This window comes from Variovorax paradoxus (assembly GCF_029919115.1).
GTDB lineage: Bacteria > Pseudomonadota > Gammaproteobacteria > Burkholderiales > Burkholderiaceae_C > Variovorax > Variovorax paradoxus_O.
In genome coordinates this window covers 5,010,865-5,026,010 of record NZ_CP123990.1, presented here as the reverse complement: position 1 = coordinate 5,026,010, position 15,146 = coordinate 5,010,865, and the positions used below count along the sequence as shown (strand labels likewise).

Sequence of the window (15,146 nt, the reverse complement as noted above, 5' to 3'; positions counted from 1 at the left end):
CCACCGTTCGATCGCATGATCGACAGCCCCACCATGACCGAAGACATCTACACCGAGCCGAATGCCGACCCCGACACCCTTGCCAACCTGGGGCCGCTGCGCGCCATGGCCGGCATCTGGGAGGGCAGCCGCGGCGTGGACGTGAAGCCCAAGCGCGAAGGCCCCAAGACGCAGGTCTACGTCGAGCGCTACGAGCTGCAGCCCATCGATCCGCAGACCAACGGCCCGCAGCTGCTGTATGGCCTGCGCTATCACACCTACATCCACAAGCCCGGCCTCACCAAGATGTACCACGACCAGGTGGGCTACTGGCTCTGGGAGCCGGCCACCGGCACGGTGCTGCACACGCTGGCCATTCCGCGCGGCCAGGTGGCCATGGCCAGCGGCCATGCGAAGGCCGGCGACACGCGCTTCACGCTCAGCGCCGAGCGAGGCAGCCTGGTGAACGGCATCGTGTCCAACCCGTTCATCGAAGAGGCCTTCACCACGCTGGAGTGGAACATCACGGTCACCATCAACGCCGACGGCACCTGGTCTTACGACCAGGACACCGTGATGCAGATCCAGGGGCGGGCCGAACCCTTTCATCACACCGACCGCAACACGCTGACGCGGGTGGCCGCGCCCGGGCTCAACCCGCTGGCCATGCCCGATGCGCCTGCGGCGGTGGTGGTCTCGCCTAGATAGGTGCCAGGTGGCGGCGGCAGGTCCTACCAGCGGATCTTCACGCCCACGCTGCCGTTCAGGCCGCTCTTCGTGCGCGAGTCGCCGCCCGATGCCCAGAACTTGCCCAGCTCTCCATACAGGCTCATGTTCTGGGTGAGCCGCAGCGTGGCGCCCGCCGCAAGCTCGGTGCTGGTGCCGCCGGTGCGGGTGGCAATGTCTGTGTAGCCCGCCGGACCGACGAAGCGTGCCACGTCGGTGCCGCTGCTGCTGCGGTACACGTTGAGCCGCGCATAGGGCTGCAGCGGCCCGGCGCTGGTGGTCAGCTCGCCCTTGATGCGCACCCCTGCGCGCACCAGCCAGCCGCTGTGGCTGTCTTGCTGCACCACGGCGCCGACAATGCCGGTGTCGTCCAGGCTCACGCGCTGGTGCACCAGTTGCAGCTGCGGCTCGACGATCCATTCCGGAGAAATGCGGAAGGCCTGGCCCACCTCGATGGAAGCCAGCAGGCTGCGGCCCTTGCCCGAGCTGGAAGCGCCCAGGTCCGTGCCCGCGGTGTAGCGGTGGCGTCCGGCTTGCAGCACGCCGTCCACGTACAGGCCGTCGTCGTTCTTCCAGGTGGCGTAGGCGCCCAGGTACTGGCTTCGCAAGTCGTTGGAGCCGGCGGCGTAGCCCGGTATCCCTCGCGCAAAGCCGCTCACGCGCACGTCGCCCTCGAGCTGGCCCACGTACAGGCCGATGCGCCAGTTCGGATCGGCCCACAGGTCGTTGCCGGCCTGGAAGCCCGTGAGGCGCCCTTCGCTGGTGGGGCCCACGGTGCCGGCCTGGCTGATGGTGCGGTCCATGCTGATGATGCGGGCCCAGCCCTGGCGAAGGCCCTGGCTGGACGCGGCAGGGCCGGTGGGGACCATGCTCTCGTCGCCGACGCGTTGGTGGAGGTTGCCCACCATGGCCAGGTTGGACTGGCGGAACTGCTCCGGCAACGCCGCATACAGCGGCACTTCGGCGCGGTAGGTGGGCACGGTGATGCCTGCCGGGTTCTGTGAGCCGTCATTGCGCAGCGGGTCGCCGTTTTCAGGTGCGGGCGCCGGTGCCGGAGAAGGCGATGGCGATGGCGAAGGCGAAGGCGAAGGTGCTGGTGGCGCCGGCGGCGGTGGTGGCGGAGGTGGCGGCGCAACGATGATGCCGGACCGCAAATACCAGTTCTCCCCCGCCCCCGAGGCATCGGCCGCATGCAGCCGGTACTCATAGGCCCCCGCACAAATACCAGTTCTCCCCCGCCCCCGAGGCATCGGCCGCATGCAGCCGGTACTCATAGGCCCCCGCATCCACATGCCCGCCGGCCAGGCGGAACGCATCGCGCGTGGTCTGCGCCGTGGTCGTCGCCCCGTTCATCGCCGTCACCACCTCGATGCCGCTGCCCACCGTCAGCGCCCCCAGCCCGCCCAGGTTCGTCACCTGGATGGTCGTCGTGCCGCTCGCAATCGCCGTGCAGCCGCTCAAAATCAGCCGGTCGCTCAGGCTGCCGCTGCCCCCCAGCGCCGTGCCCAGGCGCAGCGTGCCGCCGTTGCCCACCCACGGCCCCTGCACCGTCAGCGTCGCCCCCGGCACACCGCTCAGCAGCGACACCGTACCCGCGCTGGCCATGCCCGCAATCGTCTGGCTGTGCCCCGCCAGGTCCAGCACCGCCCCGGCCTCCACCGTGAACGCGCTCGCGCTGCTCAAGGTGCCTGCCGCCCCCGCGCGCAGGCTGCCCGCCGCCACCTGCGTGGCGCCCGTGTACGTGTTCGCCCCGCTCAGGGTCAATGTGCCCGCCCCCACCTTCACCAGCGCGCCTGCGCCCGAGATCGGGCCCGACCAGGCCAGGCCGTGGCCGTCGGTGTCGAGGGTGCCCGTGCCGCCCAAGAGCAGCGCATTGCCCAGGTCCAGCCCGTCCGCGCCGGCCACGATCCGCGCGCTCGCGCCGCTGCCGATGGCCACCGCGCCCAGCATCGTGCCGCCCGCGTTCAAGAGCAGCCGGTTGCCGCTGCCGCCGGTGAAGGCCACCGCCGGTGCGCGCGTGAGCCCGTCGCCGCCCAGCCCGCCGGCCAGGGTGCCGCTGTTCTGCAGGTCCAGGTCGGCGCCCGTGACACCGGCGCCGCCGGCCCCGGGCAGGCCTGCGGCCCCGCCGTTGCTGTTGGCCCCGCCGGTGCCGCCTGCTCCGCCCGCGAGGGTGCCGGTGTTGACCACCGTGACGCCTGGGGCGACAGAAGCCAGCCCGGCCCCGCCGTCGCCGCCTGCACCGGGTGCTCCGGTGCCTCCCACCCCGCCGCCGCCGGCCCCGCCCGCACCGCCAGCGCCGCCCAGCACCTGGCCGGTGTTGACCACCGTCAGCGCGGCGCTGCCCGCCAGCGCGACGCCCGCCCCACCGGCCCCGCCACCGCCGCCCGCGGCATTGCTGCGCGCCGCCGGCAGTTCAGAGCCGCCCGCACCGCCGGCCCCGCCTGCGAGGGTGCCGCCCTGGGTCAGCGTGAGGCCCGGAGTGGCCGTGCGCAGCCACAGCCCGGCGCCGCCCGCCCCGCCGCCTCCGCCCTGGGAAAAAGCATTGCCGCCCGCGCCGCCGGCCCCGCCGGTGAGCACGCCGCTGCTGGCGGCATCGGCCACAGGGTCGAGCAGCGTGGCGCCCGCGCCGCCTGCACCGCCGCCGCCGGCGGCCCAGTAGCCGTTGCCGCCCGTGCCGCCCGCACCGCCGGTGGCCGAGAAGGTGGCCGCGGTGGTGGCCGGGCCCATGGCATTGCCGGCATGGCCGCCGCCGCCCCCGCCGCCATAGCCGTTGCCGCTCGTAAAGTCGCCGGTCTGCGATTGGCCGGCGGCACCGGCGTCGCCCTGCCAGGTGCCGGGGCCCACCAGGGTGGTGGCAGCGCCTGCGGCGCCGCCGGCGCCGGGGGTGGCGCCGGCGAAGCTGCCGATGTCGGCGCTGCTGCCTGCGCTGGCGCCGGCCTCGGTGGAGGCGCCGCCGTCGCCGCCGTGGGCGTTGACGGTGGTGTCGTTGAGCCCGCCGCTGCCGCCCTGGCCATCGCTGCCGCCGCTGCCGGCGTGCAGGGAGGTGTCGCTCGTGGGCTGGCCGCCGCTGCCGCCGGCGGCGCCTGCGGGCAGGGCCAGGGCCGCGGGAGGTGTCGCTCGTGGGCTGGCCGCCGCTGCCGCCGGCGGCGCCTGCGGGCAGGGCCAGGGCCGCGCCGAGCAGCAGCACGGACAGGGCGATGGCGTGCAGGGGCAGGTCGGCGCGCGTCAGGGTGCGAGCGCGGTCCTCGTTATGGCTGGCGCCGCCGCAGCCGCTGACTGCCCTGGCGTGGCCGCACGAGATTTCAGGCGTGGCAACCCAGGCGCCGAGCGAAGGATTCCAGAGGCTTCGAAAAATTCTGTTCATGGCTTTACCCTTTTGGCGGCTTGTTCCCCCCGGTGACCTGCCAACGAGGGCGTCGCCTGGTGTCCATGCCGGACCGCAAGCGCTCTTTTGCCGTGAAGCCAATGTAAAAATTCACGCGCTTTCAGGCATGAGCGGTGCGCCCCTTTTCCGGGGAGACAAACGTCCCCGCGCACCTTTGTGCGGGCCATGACAAATCGCCTGCCGATGCGGGCAGGCCTGCCTCTCGTCCTACAGGGAGATCGCCCTCAAGCCCCCAGGATGGGGCCATGAGCAAATTGACCTTTGCAAGCGTGAGCGTGGCCGCCTCCTTTGTGGCCATTACCGCAACGGCCGAGCCCGTACGGGTGCCTGTCGACAGTGACGAGAAGGGCACCATCTACGTGGCGCCGAACGTCAGCCCTACCGAAACCTCGGCCTATACCAAGGGCGCGACCATCGGCGTCGAGCGGCCCGACGGCAGCGGCACCTATATAGGCACCGACACCTCCACGCCGCGGCCGACCTACTCGCTGGGTGCGAGCACGGGCGGCAATGTGTCGCTCACGGGCGGTGTGCTGAGCGACGGCAAGAACAACAACGGCGTGAAAGCCGGCGTCACCATCAAGTACTGATGCGCAGCCTCGGCGGGCCGTCGGTCAGACGAGCGTGCCGTACACGATGAACCCATCGTGCGAGGCCACCTTGTCGTAGAGCGTGCGCCCTGCGGTGTTGGTGACGTGCGTTTGCCAATACACCCGGTGGGCGCCCACGCGCTTCACGTGCGCGTACACACCTTCGATCAGCTGGCGCCCCACGCCACGGCCGCGTTCGGACTCCAGCGTGAACAGGTCTTGCAGGTAGCACGTGGGCTCGATGCGCGTGGTGCTGCGGTGAAAGAGGTAGTGGGCAAGGCCCACCAGCCGGCCATCGCGCTCCGCCACCAGTGCGTGCACCGGCTCGTAGGCGTCGAAGAAGCGCTGCCAGGTTGCCTGCGTGATCTCGTCGGGCAGTGCCGTGGGGCCCTCGCGCTTGTAGAAGGCGTTGTAGCCGTCCCATAGCGGCTTCCAGGCTGCGTAGTCTTCCGGCGCCGGAGGGCGGATGAGAAGCGATGAAGAAGTAGAAGAAGACGGGGGAGAAGAGGTCGTCATGCGTCGGCTGCCTGCACGTTCAAAACATGCGATTGCAACACGACTGCACCCGGCTCAGCGCCCGAAGAAGGAGTTCAGCGTTTCTTCTTCTGCAGGTGATTTGCGCTTGGGACCCCCGAGTGCCGGTGCTGGTGCAGGCGCAACGGCAATCTTTCTCGGGGCAGAAAGCGCGCACGCAGCGGGCATTACGCTCGGCATCGGCGGAAAGACCGGCGGCTCTCCGGCCGGCCCCATCGACTGCTCCAGAAAGTCGAGCATCGCGCGCATGGCGGCGCTGTTGTGCCGGCGCTGCGAATAAGCGGCATAGAGCCAGTGGTCCTTGGGCATGTGCTCGCGCAACACCGGCACCAGCGCGCCGCGCTCCAGGTGCGACTGCGCCAGCGGCTCGGGCACATAGGCCACGCCGGCCCCGCGCAATGCCAGCTCGATGAGCGCAATCGCATCGTTGGCTTCCATGCGGCTGTGCACCTGCACGTCGACCGGCTTGCCCTTGGTCTCGAAGGGCAGGTGGGTGGTGGGCTTTGCCGAATAGCTCAGCACGTCGTGGCGGGCCAGGTCTTCGGGCACCTTGGGAATACCGCGCTGCGCCCAGTAGGAAGGGCTTGCGCACACCACCATGTCGAACGGCACCAGCCGGCGCACGATCAGGTTCATGTCGTCGATGCGCCCGCCCGTCAGGTGAATGTCGATGCCTTCCTCGATCAGGTCGATCTCGCTGTTGGTGAACACCAGGCTTACATACACGTCGGGGTACAGCTTGATGAATTCGGCAATCACGTCGGACAGCCAGCCCGCAATCAGCCCGTGCGGCGCGCTCATGCGAAGGCGCCCGCGAGGGTGCGAGCCATGCGCCTGCAGGTCGTTCAACGTGTTTTCCGCCATGGCCACCAGTTCGGCGCTGCGGTCGAGCAGCACTTGCCCCGCATCCGTCAGGCTCAGCGACCGGGTGGAGCGGTTGAGCAGGCGCACGCCGCTGCGCTCTTCGAGTTCGGCCACATAGCGGCTGACCGTGGCTTTCGACATGCCCAGCGAAATGGCTGCGCGGGAGAAGCTGCGCCTGAACGCCACTTCACGAAATGTTTTGATGAGGTCGAGACCGTCCATGGTGGCTGCATTGTTTCAGTTTCCCGCGAGGGCTGCAGATCCAACAGGCGGATTCCCGCGTATAGCCCCGGCAGGCTCCCTTCGGCGCCGCGAACAAGGATTCACGCGCATGCCGCAAACCACTGATGCAGCCATCCGATCGGTCGAGCGGGGCCTGGTGCCCGACACCCTCGTGCGGCTGGGCATTCGGCGCCTGCTGAGGGCCAGGCTGGCCGAACTCGAAGGCGGCGCCGCGGAAGAAACCGCGGACCTCACCGAAGTGTTCTTGCGGGAGATGCGCTCGGCCCCGCTCGCGCTGCTGCCGCAGAAAGCCAACGAACAGCACTATGAAGTGCCCGCCGGCTTCTTCGGTGCCGTGCTGGGGAACCACCGCAAGTACAGCAGTTGCTACTGGCCCGACGGCACTAAAACGCTCATGCAGGCCGAAGCGGCCGCGCTCGAGGCCACCTGCGAGCGTGCGCAGCTGCGCGACGGGCAGCACGTGCTCGAACTCGGCTGCGGCTGGGGCTCGCTCACGCTGTGGATGGCCGAGCGCTATCCCGCGAGCCGCATCACGGCGCTTTCCAATTCGCACTCGCAGCGCGAATACATCGAGGTGGAAGCTACGCGCCGCGGGCTGCACAACGTTCGCGTTGTGACGCGCGACTTCAACGACTTTCATACCGCCGACCGGTTCGACCGCATCGTCTCCGTCGAGATGTTCGAGCACCTGCGCAACTGGCCGCGCGCGTTTGCCAACGTGGCGCGTTGGCTGCGGCCCGAGGGCCGGTTCTTCATGCATGTGTTTGCGCACCGCGACGCACCCTATGCTTTCGAGGAACGCGATGCGAGCGACTGGATGAGCCGCCATTTTTTCTCGGGCGGCATGATGCCGTGCGACAGCCTGGCGCTGCGCTGCCAGGACGACCTGCGTGTGCTCAAGCAATGGCGCTGGGACGGCACGCACTACCAGCGCACCGCCGAAGCGTGGCTCACCAACATGGACGGGCGCCGCATGATGCTGTTTCCGCTCTTCAGGAGAACCTATGGCGCCGACGCCGAACTGTGGTGGACGCGCTGGCGGCTCTTCTTCATGTCCGTGGCCGAGCTCTTCGGCTATGAGAGCGGCCAGCGCTGGTGGGTGAGCCACTACCTGTTCGAGCGCCGCGCATGAGCCGGCCCACGCGCGCCGTCCAGCTGGCGAACCTGGTGGTGTTCCAGCTGGCTTGGTTTGCGGCGGTGCTGGGCGCGGCGCACCAGTGGCCGCTCGCGGGCACCGCCTGCGTGGCCGGCGCCATCGGGTGGCATCTGCTCGTCTCGGCCCGCCCGGCACGCGAAGCACGGCTCGTGGCGCTGGCCTGCCTTGTGGGGTTCGTCATCGAGACGGCGGTCGTGCTGCAGGGCCACATCGTCTATCCGTCCGGGCAGCCCGTGCCGTACCTGGCCCCTTATTGGCTGGTGTCGCTATGGGGCCTGTTCGCCATTGCGCTGAACGTGACGATGCGGTGGCTGCGCGAGCGGCTGTGGCTGGCATGCGTGCTCGGTGCCATCGTCGGCCCGTTGTCTTTCGCCTCGGGCGTGCGGCTTGGCGGCGCCGAGTTTGTGCATGCACAGCCGGCGCTGCTCACGCTGGCTGTGGTCTGGGCCGTGCTCGTGCCGGTGCTGGTGCGGCTTTCGATCCGGTTCGACGGCGTCGGCGTTCCGGAGTTGCGCCATGGGTGAGAACCCGGGTTTCATGACCGTGGCCCTGGCCGGGCTCGCGGCCACCGCCGTTCTTGCATTCGCGACCTGGCTCGCCAGCCTGGCACGGCGCGACGCCAGCCTGATCGACCGCGTATGGTCGCTTTGCATACTGGCCGCGGCCGGAACCTACTTTTTTTTGCTGCCGCCGCAAGCGTCGGCGCGTGCGCCTTGCATGCTGCTGATCGCCGCCGCGTGGGCCGTGCGGCTCAGCGCTTTCATCAGCTGGCGCAACTGGGGCCACGGTGAAGACCGGCGCTACCGCCAGATCCGCGGACGCAACCAACCGAACTTCGAGCTCAAGAGCCTCTACCTGGTGTTCGGCCTGCAGGCCGTGCTGGCGTGGATTGCCTCGGCGCCTTTCCTGGCCGGCATGTCGGCGGGGGCGGCGATGAATGTGCTCGATGCCATCGGCATTGCGCTGGCGGTTTTCGGCATTGCATTCGAGAGCATCGGCGATGCGCAGATGGCGCGCTTCAAGGCCGATGCGGCGAACAAGGGGCAGGTGATGGACCGCGGCCTCTGGCGCTACACGCGGCATCCCAATTACTTCGGGGAGGCTTGCGTCTGGTGGGGGTTGTGGCTCATGGCCATGGCCGGGGCCGGGTGGGGCGGCGCGTGGGCTGCGGTGTCGCCGGTGCTCATGACGGTGCTTCTCCTGAAGGTGTCCGGCGTGAGCCTGCTCGAGAAAGACATTGCCGAACGTCGCCCGGCGTACCGCGACTACATTGCACGGACCAATGCCTTCGTCCCCGGTCCTTCGCGTGGAGAGCCACGATGAGAACAGCCTGCCGCCGCGCGGTGGCGTGTCTTGCCGTCGCGCTTGCGGTGTTGCCAGCCGCAGCGGCAGCGGCCGGCGAATCGACCTTCAGCGTGTTCCTCGATGACACGCCCATCGGCGAGCATCGCTTCAGCATAGGCGGCACCGAAGACGCGCGCAGCGTGGTGAGCGAGGCCAGCTTTACCGTCAAGCTGCTGGGCCTCACCGTGTACCGCTACCGCCACCGGGCTGTCGAAAAATGGCGCGGGGATTGCCTGAGTGAACTGACCGCCACGACAGATGACGACGGCAAGGCCAGCCGCGTGCGCACCGAGGCCGAAGGCGACGGGCTCGCCGTGGTCACCGAAGCGGGCCGTCAGGCGCTCAAAGGCTGCGTCATGAGCTTTGCCTACTGGAACCCCGCCATCCAGCGCCAGCCGCGCCTGCTCAATGCGCAGACCGGCCGCAGCGAGAGCGTGCAAGTCAGCCGCGCCGGCGGCGGCACGGTCGAGGTGCGTGGGCGGCAGGTGGCAGCAACGCGCTGGCGCATCGACGGACCGGCGCAGCCCATCGACGTGTGGTATTCGGCACAGGGCGAATGGGTCGGGCTCGACTCCATGGTCGATGGCGGGCGCAAACTGATCTATCGGCTGAAGTGATCCGGCGGTCTTTCATCCCAACCAACTAGAGAGCGAGAAACATTCATGTCCATCCGGCAATTCGCCATCGCCTATGCGGCGTCGGCCGTGGTCTTCCTGGTGCTCGACGCCATCTGGCTCACCGTCATGGCCGACAGGCTCTATCGGCCCGCGCTGGGCCACTTGATGCTGGAGCGTTTTGCGCTGGGTCCGGCCGCGGCCTTCTATGCGATCTACCTGACTGGCGTGGTGGCGTTTGCCGTGTCGCCTGCGCTCGGCAGCGGCCGTTGGTTAACTTCGCTCGGGCTGGGCGCGCTGCTCGGGCTCATGGCCTACGCCACTTACGATCTGACCAATCAGGCCACGCTGAAAGACTGGTCCTGGACGGTGACCGTCGCGGACCTGTGCTGGGGCACTTTCGTTACCGCGGTTTCGGCGGCAGTCGCAGCCAAGGTGACATTGGCTGTGAGCCGCTGACGCGGCCGGCTACATGCCCACCAGCGCGCCCAGCGTGCGTGCCACCACGCCGTTGAACAGCACCCGGCCGCGCACCGATGCAAGGCAGATGCATTCGCCGCCCGCCTGCACCACCGGCTGGTGGTGAAAGCTGCCGTCCGCTTCATCGAAATCACCCGGGCCGAACAGCGCCCGCCCGTCATGAAAGGTGCCGTAGAGCACTTGCGTGAGCTCCGAATCGCTGTGCGTGTGCATCGGCAGGTTCTTGCCTGCGCCAATGCGCAGCAGAAACACATTGGCCGCCGGATCATCGGGCAAGGTGACGCGGCTCCAGCGCATGCCCGGCCCAAGCCAGCGCCAGCGGGTGGCGGAGCATCCGCTGAGCGAGCGCGGCCAGCTCATGCCGGGCGGGAGCACCGGGTGCGGTGCCTGCGCCGGCATGGCAAGGGGTTGGGGCGATGCGTCGATGGCCGCCATCGTGCGCGCAAGCGCATCGGGCGCCATGGTTGCGGCCGGCAGTTCGTCCAGCAGCACGCCGCCCACGGCCTCGAAGACGCGCATGCGCTCTTGGCAATGGGCGCAGTTTTCTACATGGCTCGCAACGACCACCGAATGGCCGCGCTCGAGGCTGCCTGCCGCATGGGCCAGCAGCAGGTCGTCGTCTGGGTGATGTTGAATCGTCGTCATGGTTCGAGTCCATCGAGCAGCCGCCGCAAATGGCGAACGGCCAGGCGCACGCGCGACTTGACGGTGCCGAGCGGCAGGCCCAGCGCCTTTGCAATCTGCGAATGCGGTTGCTCCTCGTAAAAGGAAAGGCGCAGCACCTGCGCCTGTTCGTCCGGCAATTGCGCCATGGCCGCACGCACGCCGGCCTCGCGCTGCCGCGTCAACATGAGTTCGTCCGGCTGCGGGAGCGTGTCGGGCATGTCGTCGCCATCGAGTTCATCCGCCTCGGCCGTGCGGTTGCCAATGCGCCTGAAATGGTCCACCCGCAGGTTGCGCGCAATGGTGAAGATCCATGTCGAAACATTGGCGCGGGCCGGGTCGAAGCTGGGCGCCTTGCGCCAGACGCTCACCATGGCTTCTTGCGCCAGTTCCTCGGCCAGCCCTTCGGAGGTGCCCAGCCGTATGAGGTAAGACTTTACGCGCGGCGCGAAATGCTTGAAAAGCGCGGCAAAGGCCTGCCTGTCGCCGTTGAGCGCCACGGCCTGGGCCAGGTGATTGAGTTCTTCGCTTGTCGGCATCGCGTTCCGGCCTTGATGCAGTGTCACTATCGACAGCCAGGGCGCTCGCGCTCGAACGCGCGAGGAGACCGGTGCCTGGGTTTGTCGGACGGTGTTCATGCTGCTCTTACGCACCGCCGGCGGGATTAGATCACAGCGGTTCGTTTCAATGCGGCCAATCCACACCGGCAATCCAAACCGCCTACTCATGCGTACAAGTTGCCACACATTCTTTTCGGAGCCCCCATGACGATTGCCGCAGCCCCCCATGCGCCCGCACCGCCCGGCCTGGCTTCCGGCGGACCGGCGCTCGACATCGCGGTGATCGGCAGCGGTATTTCAGGGCTTTCGGCCGCCTGGCTGCTGTCGCAGCGGCACCGGGTCACGCTTTACGAGGCAGACAACCGGCCCGGCGGCCACAGCAACACCGTGCAGGTCTCAAGCGGGGCGGGGGTGACCCCGGTGGACACCGGCTTCATCGTCTACAACGAATCGGCCTACCCCAACCTCACGGCACTGTTCGCGCACCTGGGCGTGGCAACCCAGGCGGCCGAGATGTCTTTTGCCGTGAGCCTGGACAACGGCGCGCTGGAATATTCAGGCAGCGGCCTGGGCGGCCTGTTCGTGCAGCGCGCCAACCTGGTGAGCCCGCGTTTCTGGTCGATGCTGTACGACCTGGTGCGCTTTTACCGGCAGGCGCCGGGCGATGCGGCGCAATACGGCTTGCTGCCCCTCGATTGCTACCTCGACGCGCGAGGCTACGGCCAGGCCTTCAGGCAAGACCACCTGTACCCGATGGCAGCGGCCATCTGGTCGACCCCGGCCGCGCGCATTGGCGACTACCCCACAGAGGCCTTCGTGCGTTTTTGCGAAAACCACCATCTGCTCAACCTTGGCGGCCGACCGCTGTGGCGCACCGTGGCGGGCGGCAGCGTGCGCTATGTGCAGCGGCTCACCCACGGCATGGGCGACAGGTTGCGGCTGGACACCGCCGCCGTGCAGGTGCGGCGCGAGGCCGGCTCCGTTCTTGTGCTGACCGAAGGCGGCGGGGCGCCAAGGCGTTTCGACCATGTGGTGCTGGCCACCCATGCCGACCAGGCGCTGCGCCTGCTGCCCGATGCAAGCAGCGCGGAAACGCGGCTGCTGGGCGCCTTCGGCTACAGCCGCAACCGCGCGGTTCTGCACAGCGACCCGAGCCTCATGCCCCGGCGCCGCGCGGTGTGGTCCAGCTGGAACTACCTGGCCGACCGCAGCCGCGGCGGCGCCTTGTGCGTGACCTATTGGATGAACAGGCTGCAGGGCATTCCGGAAAGCACGCCGCTTTTCCTTACGCTCAACCCCGTGCATGAGCCGGCGCGCGAGCACCTCATCGGCAGCGAGGTATACGAGCACCCGGTGTTCAACTCGGCCGCCATGCGCGCGCAGGACGAGCTCTGGTCGCTGCAGGGGCAGCGCCGCACATGGTTCTGCGGCGCCTACTTCGGGTCGGGCTTCCATGAAGACGGGCTTCAGGCCGGGCTTGCAGTTGCAGAGGCACTGGGCAGTGTGCGCCGCCCATGGAATGTGCCCAATGAATCGGGCCGCATCAAGCTGCGCCCGGCCGCTGCGGCGGAGGCTGCTTGAAGCAAGGCTCCGCCCTTTATCTCGGCCGCGTAACGCACCAGCGGCTGCGCCCGGCGCGTCACCGGCTGGGCTACGGCGTGTTCTCGCTGCTGGTCGACGTCGACGAACTGCCGGCGCTTTCGCGCAGGTTGCGATTGTTTTCATTCAACCGCTTCAACCTTTTCAGCCTGCATGAAAGCGACTACGGCGCGGGCGACGGCATGGCGCTGCGCGGGTATGTGGAGCGGCAGCTCGATGCCGCGGGCCTGCGCGCAGGCGGTGCCATTCACCTGCTCAGCATGCCGCGCATCCTGGGCTATGCGTTCAATCCGCTCAGCGTGTATTTTTGCGGCCACCCGGACGGCGGCCTGCAGGCCGTGCTCTACGAGGTGAGCAACACATTCGGCCAGCGCCACAGCTACCTGATTCCGGTGAACGAGGCCGAGCGCCACGGCGATCGCATCGCGCAGCAATGCGCCAAGCACTTTCATGTGTCTCCGTTTCTCGATCTCGACATGCGCTACGACTTTCGCGTGGAGCCGCCCGAAGCCGCTCGCAAGGGCCTTCGCATCGGCATTACCACGTGCGACACCGAAGGCGCGGTGCTCACCGCGAGCTTCGTTGCGAAGCGCCGCCCGCTGGGCGATGCGGCCCTTGCGATGGCGTTTTTCTCGCACCCGCTGCTGACCATCAAGGTGGTGGCCGCCATTCATTGGGAAGCACTGCGGCTGTGGATGAAGGGCGCGCGCTTTCGCTCTTGCCCGCCCGCGCCCGCCAAGCCGGTCACCATTGCTGGAACCAAGGACTCATGAGCAATTCATCTTCTTCCACGTCCACCGGCCTCGAGGCTGCCGCGCTCGGCGCGCCCGTGGGGCTCGCCCCGGCGTCATGGATTCGGCAGCCGCTGCGCCGGCTGCTGGCGCGCCTGCTGCGCAGCGTGCATTGCGGCGCCATTGCGGTGGAGCTGCCCAACGGCGAGCGCTTGGAAGGCCGCGGTGCGGCCGAAGGCCCGCATGCCTCCATCAGGCTGCACCGCTGGCGGCCGCTCGCGCGCATGCTGCTGCGCGGCGACATCGGTTTGGCCGAGTCTTACCGCGACGGCGACTGGTCGAGCCATGACCTGGCGGCGCTGCTCGAATTCGGCATTCGCAACGAGGCCGGTTGGGGCCGCGTGTTCGAGGCTTCGCTGCCCGCTAAATGGTTCGGCCGCGCCGTGCACCGCATGCGCGACAACACACGCAGCGGCAGCCGGCAGAACATCTCCTTTCACTACGACATGGGCAACGACTTCTATGCCCAGTGGCTCGATGCCGGCTTGATCTATTCGAGCGCGCTGTACGCAACGGGCGACGAATCGCTCGAAGAAGCGCAGGCGGCCAAGATCGACCGCATTGCCCAACTGCTCGCGCCGTCACCCGGCAACTCGGTGCTCGAAATCGGCTGCGGCTGGGGCGCCCTTGCACTCGCGCTGGCGCAGGGGCACGGTGCGCGCGTAACGGGCCTCACGCTTTCGGCTGAGCAGCTTGCGCATGCACGGCAGCGCGTGCAGGAAGAAGGGCTCTCAGCGCAAGTCGACCTGCGCCTGCAGGACTACCGCGACGTGCAAGGCAGCTACGACCGCATCGTGTCGATTGAGATGCTGGAGGCTGTTGGCGAGCGCTACTGGCCGGTGTACTTCAACACGCTGCGGCGGCGGCTTGCGCCGGGCGGAACGGCCGTGGTGCAGGTCATCACCATTGCGGACCAGCACTTCGAGCAATACCGCCGCAGCCCCGACTTCATCCAGCGCTTCATTTTTCCGGGCGGCATGCTGCCGACGGTGCGCGCGCTCGAAGCCGAGGCCGCGCGCACCGGCCTTGCGCTGGAGTGCGCCGAATCGTTCGGCGCCAGCTACGCGGCCACGCTCGCGGAATGGCGGCACCGCTTTCTTGCAGCATGGCCGTCCATCGAACCGCTGGGGTTCGACGCCTCGTTCAAGCGGCTGTGGGAGTACTACCTCTGCTACTGCGAGGCGGGCTTTCTGTCGCGGCGGGTCGACGTGGGGCTCTTCACGTTGAAGCACGTGCAGAGCCAGGCTGGCGCTATACCGACCGGCCGTCGAACTGCGTGACCGGAATCGCCTGCAGGTCGATGCCTTCGATGCAGCGGAGGTTGATGGCCGCCATCGGCTCGCCCGACGGAGCCTTGGCCTCGCCATAGGGATGAATGCCGCACTCGGGGCAGAAGCGGTGCTTGATCACGTGCTTGTTGAAGAGGTAGACGCTCGTGTCTTCTTCGGGCGTGAGCAATTGCATGTTGCCCCGCGGCACAAACCACATCAGCGTGCCCTTGCGCTGGCACATGGAGCAATTGCACGACAGAGCCGAAGTGATCTCGCCTTCGGCCTCGAACTTGATGCGGCCGCAGTGGCAGCTTCCCTGGTATTTCATGCGCGGTGTCCTCTCATTA

At 68.3% G+C, this 15,146-nt stretch carries 15 protein-coding genes and 1 pseudogene; 10 read left to right on the top strand and 6 right to left on the bottom strand.

The window, feature by feature from the left end; translation table 11 throughout:
• The first annotated feature begins 15 nt into the window (after positions 1-15).
• Positions 16-687, top strand: a complete 672-nt coding sequence (locus QHG62_RS24050) for an FABP family protein (RefSeq protein ID WP_281148128.1) — start codon at positions 16-18, stop codon at positions 685-687.
• Positions 688-710: 23 nt separating this feature from the next.
• On the opposite strand, the pseudogene QHG62_RS27845 reads toward QHG62_RS24050, so the two are convergent.
• Positions 711-4,069, bottom strand: a pseudogene (locus tag QHG62_RS27845) (autotransporter outer membrane beta-barrel domain-containing protein).
• A 266-nt stretch (positions 4,070-4,335) separates the two neighbouring features.
• On the opposite strand from QHG62_RS27845, the gene QHG62_RS24030 reads away from it, so the two are divergent.
• Positions 4,336-4,680 carry a hypothetical protein gene (locus tag QHG62_RS24030; protein WP_281148126.1) on the top strand — a complete coding sequence of 115 codons (345 nt, stop codon included), beginning with the start codon at positions 4,336-4,338 and terminating at the stop codon, positions 4,678-4,680.
• Positions 4,681-4,704: 24 nt separating this feature from the next.
• Here the strand turns inward: QHG62_RS24030 and QHG62_RS24025 are convergent, their stop codons facing one another.
• Both QHG62_RS24025 and QHG62_RS24020 read right to left on the bottom strand, forming a co-directional pair.
• Positions 4,705-5,196, bottom strand: a complete 492-nt coding sequence (locus tag QHG62_RS24025) for a GNAT family N-acetyltransferase (RefSeq protein WP_281148125.1) — start codon at positions 5,194-5,196, stop codon at positions 4,705-4,707.
• Between the two features lie 54 nt (positions 5,197-5,250).
• Entirely contained in the window at positions 5,251-6,300 is a 1,050-nt protein-coding gene (locus tag QHG62_RS24020) for a LysR family transcriptional regulator (RefSeq protein ID WP_281148124.1), read from the bottom strand.
• Between the two features lie 109 nt (positions 6,301-6,409).
• On the opposite strand from QHG62_RS24020, the gene QHG62_RS24015 reads away from it, so the two are divergent.
• From QHG62_RS24015 to QHG62_RS23995, 5 genes are read left to right on the top strand one after another with little or no spacing between them, the layout of a single operon-like run.
• Positions 6,410-7,453 (top strand): SAM-dependent methyltransferase, encoded by a 1,044-nt coding sequence (locus QHG62_RS24015; protein WP_281148123.1) that lies wholly within the window; start codon positions 6,410-6,412, stop codon positions 7,451-7,453.
• The gene (locus QHG62_RS24010; protein WP_281148122.1) at positions 7,450-8,001 is read left to right on the top strand and encodes a DUF2878 domain-containing protein; all 552 of its coding nucleotides are present in this window, start codon (positions 7,450-7,452) and stop codon (positions 7,999-8,001) included. The genes QHG62_RS24015 and QHG62_RS24010 overlap by 4 nt, the downstream gene beginning before the upstream one ends.
• Positions 7,994-8,800, top strand: coding sequence for a DUF1295 domain-containing protein (locus QHG62_RS24005; RefSeq protein WP_281148121.1), 807 nt, complete (start codon positions 7,994-7,996; stop codon positions 8,798-8,800). The genes QHG62_RS24010 and QHG62_RS24005 overlap by 8 nt, the downstream gene beginning before the upstream one ends.
• Entirely contained in the window at positions 8,797-9,438 is a 642-nt protein-coding gene (locus tag QHG62_RS24000; protein WP_281148120.1) for a DUF6134 family protein, read from the top strand. The genes QHG62_RS24005 and QHG62_RS24000 overlap by 4 nt, the downstream gene beginning before the upstream one ends.
• A 45-nt stretch (positions 9,439-9,483) precedes the next feature.
• Positions 9,484-9,894, top strand: coding sequence for a DUF2177 family protein (locus tag QHG62_RS23995; protein ID WP_281148119.1), 411 nt, complete (start codon positions 9,484-9,486; stop codon positions 9,892-9,894).
• A gap of 9 nt (positions 9,895-9,903) precedes the next feature.
• Here QHG62_RS23995 and QHG62_RS23990 read toward each other — a convergent pair whose 3' ends face one another.
• Both QHG62_RS23990 and QHG62_RS23985 read right to left on the bottom strand, forming a co-directional pair.
• Positions 9,904-10,560, bottom strand: a complete 657-nt coding sequence (locus tag QHG62_RS23990) for a ChrR family anti-sigma-E factor (RefSeq protein ID WP_281148118.1) — start codon at positions 10,558-10,560, stop codon at positions 9,904-9,906.
• Positions 10,557-11,117 carry a sigma-70 family RNA polymerase sigma factor gene (locus tag QHG62_RS23985; protein ID WP_281148117.1) on the bottom strand — a complete coding sequence of 187 codons (561 nt, stop codon included), beginning with the start codon at positions 11,115-11,117 and terminating at the stop codon, positions 10,557-10,559. The genes QHG62_RS23990 and QHG62_RS23985 overlap by 4 nt, the downstream gene beginning before the upstream one ends.
• Positions 11,118-11,342: 225 nt before the next feature.
• Between QHG62_RS23985 and QHG62_RS23980 the strand changes: the two genes are divergently transcribed.
• From QHG62_RS23980 to QHG62_RS23970, 3 genes are read left to right on the top strand one after another with little or no spacing between them, the layout of a single operon-like run.
• Complete coding sequence (locus QHG62_RS23980; RefSeq protein WP_281148116.1) at positions 11,343-12,719, top strand: NAD(P)/FAD-dependent oxidoreductase; 1,377 nt, start codon at positions 11,343-11,345, stop codon at positions 12,717-12,719.
• Positions 12,716-13,510, top strand: a complete 795-nt coding sequence (locus QHG62_RS23975) for a DUF1365 domain-containing protein (RefSeq protein ID WP_281148115.1) — start codon at positions 12,716-12,718, stop codon at positions 13,508-13,510. The genes QHG62_RS23980 and QHG62_RS23975 overlap by 4 nt, the downstream gene beginning before the upstream one ends.
• On the top strand, positions 13,507-14,808 hold the full coding sequence (locus tag QHG62_RS23970) for an SAM-dependent methyltransferase (protein WP_281148114.1): 1,302 nt from the start codon (positions 13,507-13,509) through the stop codon (positions 14,806-14,808). Before QHG62_RS23975 ends, QHG62_RS23970 begins: the two co-directional genes overlap by 4 nt.
• Here QHG62_RS23970 and QHG62_RS23965 read toward each other — a convergent pair.
• Positions 14,780-15,127, bottom strand: coding sequence for a GFA family protein (locus QHG62_RS23965; protein ID WP_157615012.1), 348 nt, complete (start codon positions 15,125-15,127; stop codon positions 14,780-14,782). The two genes, QHG62_RS23970 and QHG62_RS23965, sit on opposite strands and share 29 nt — an antisense overlap.
• Positions 15,128-15,146 lie beyond the last annotated feature (19 nt).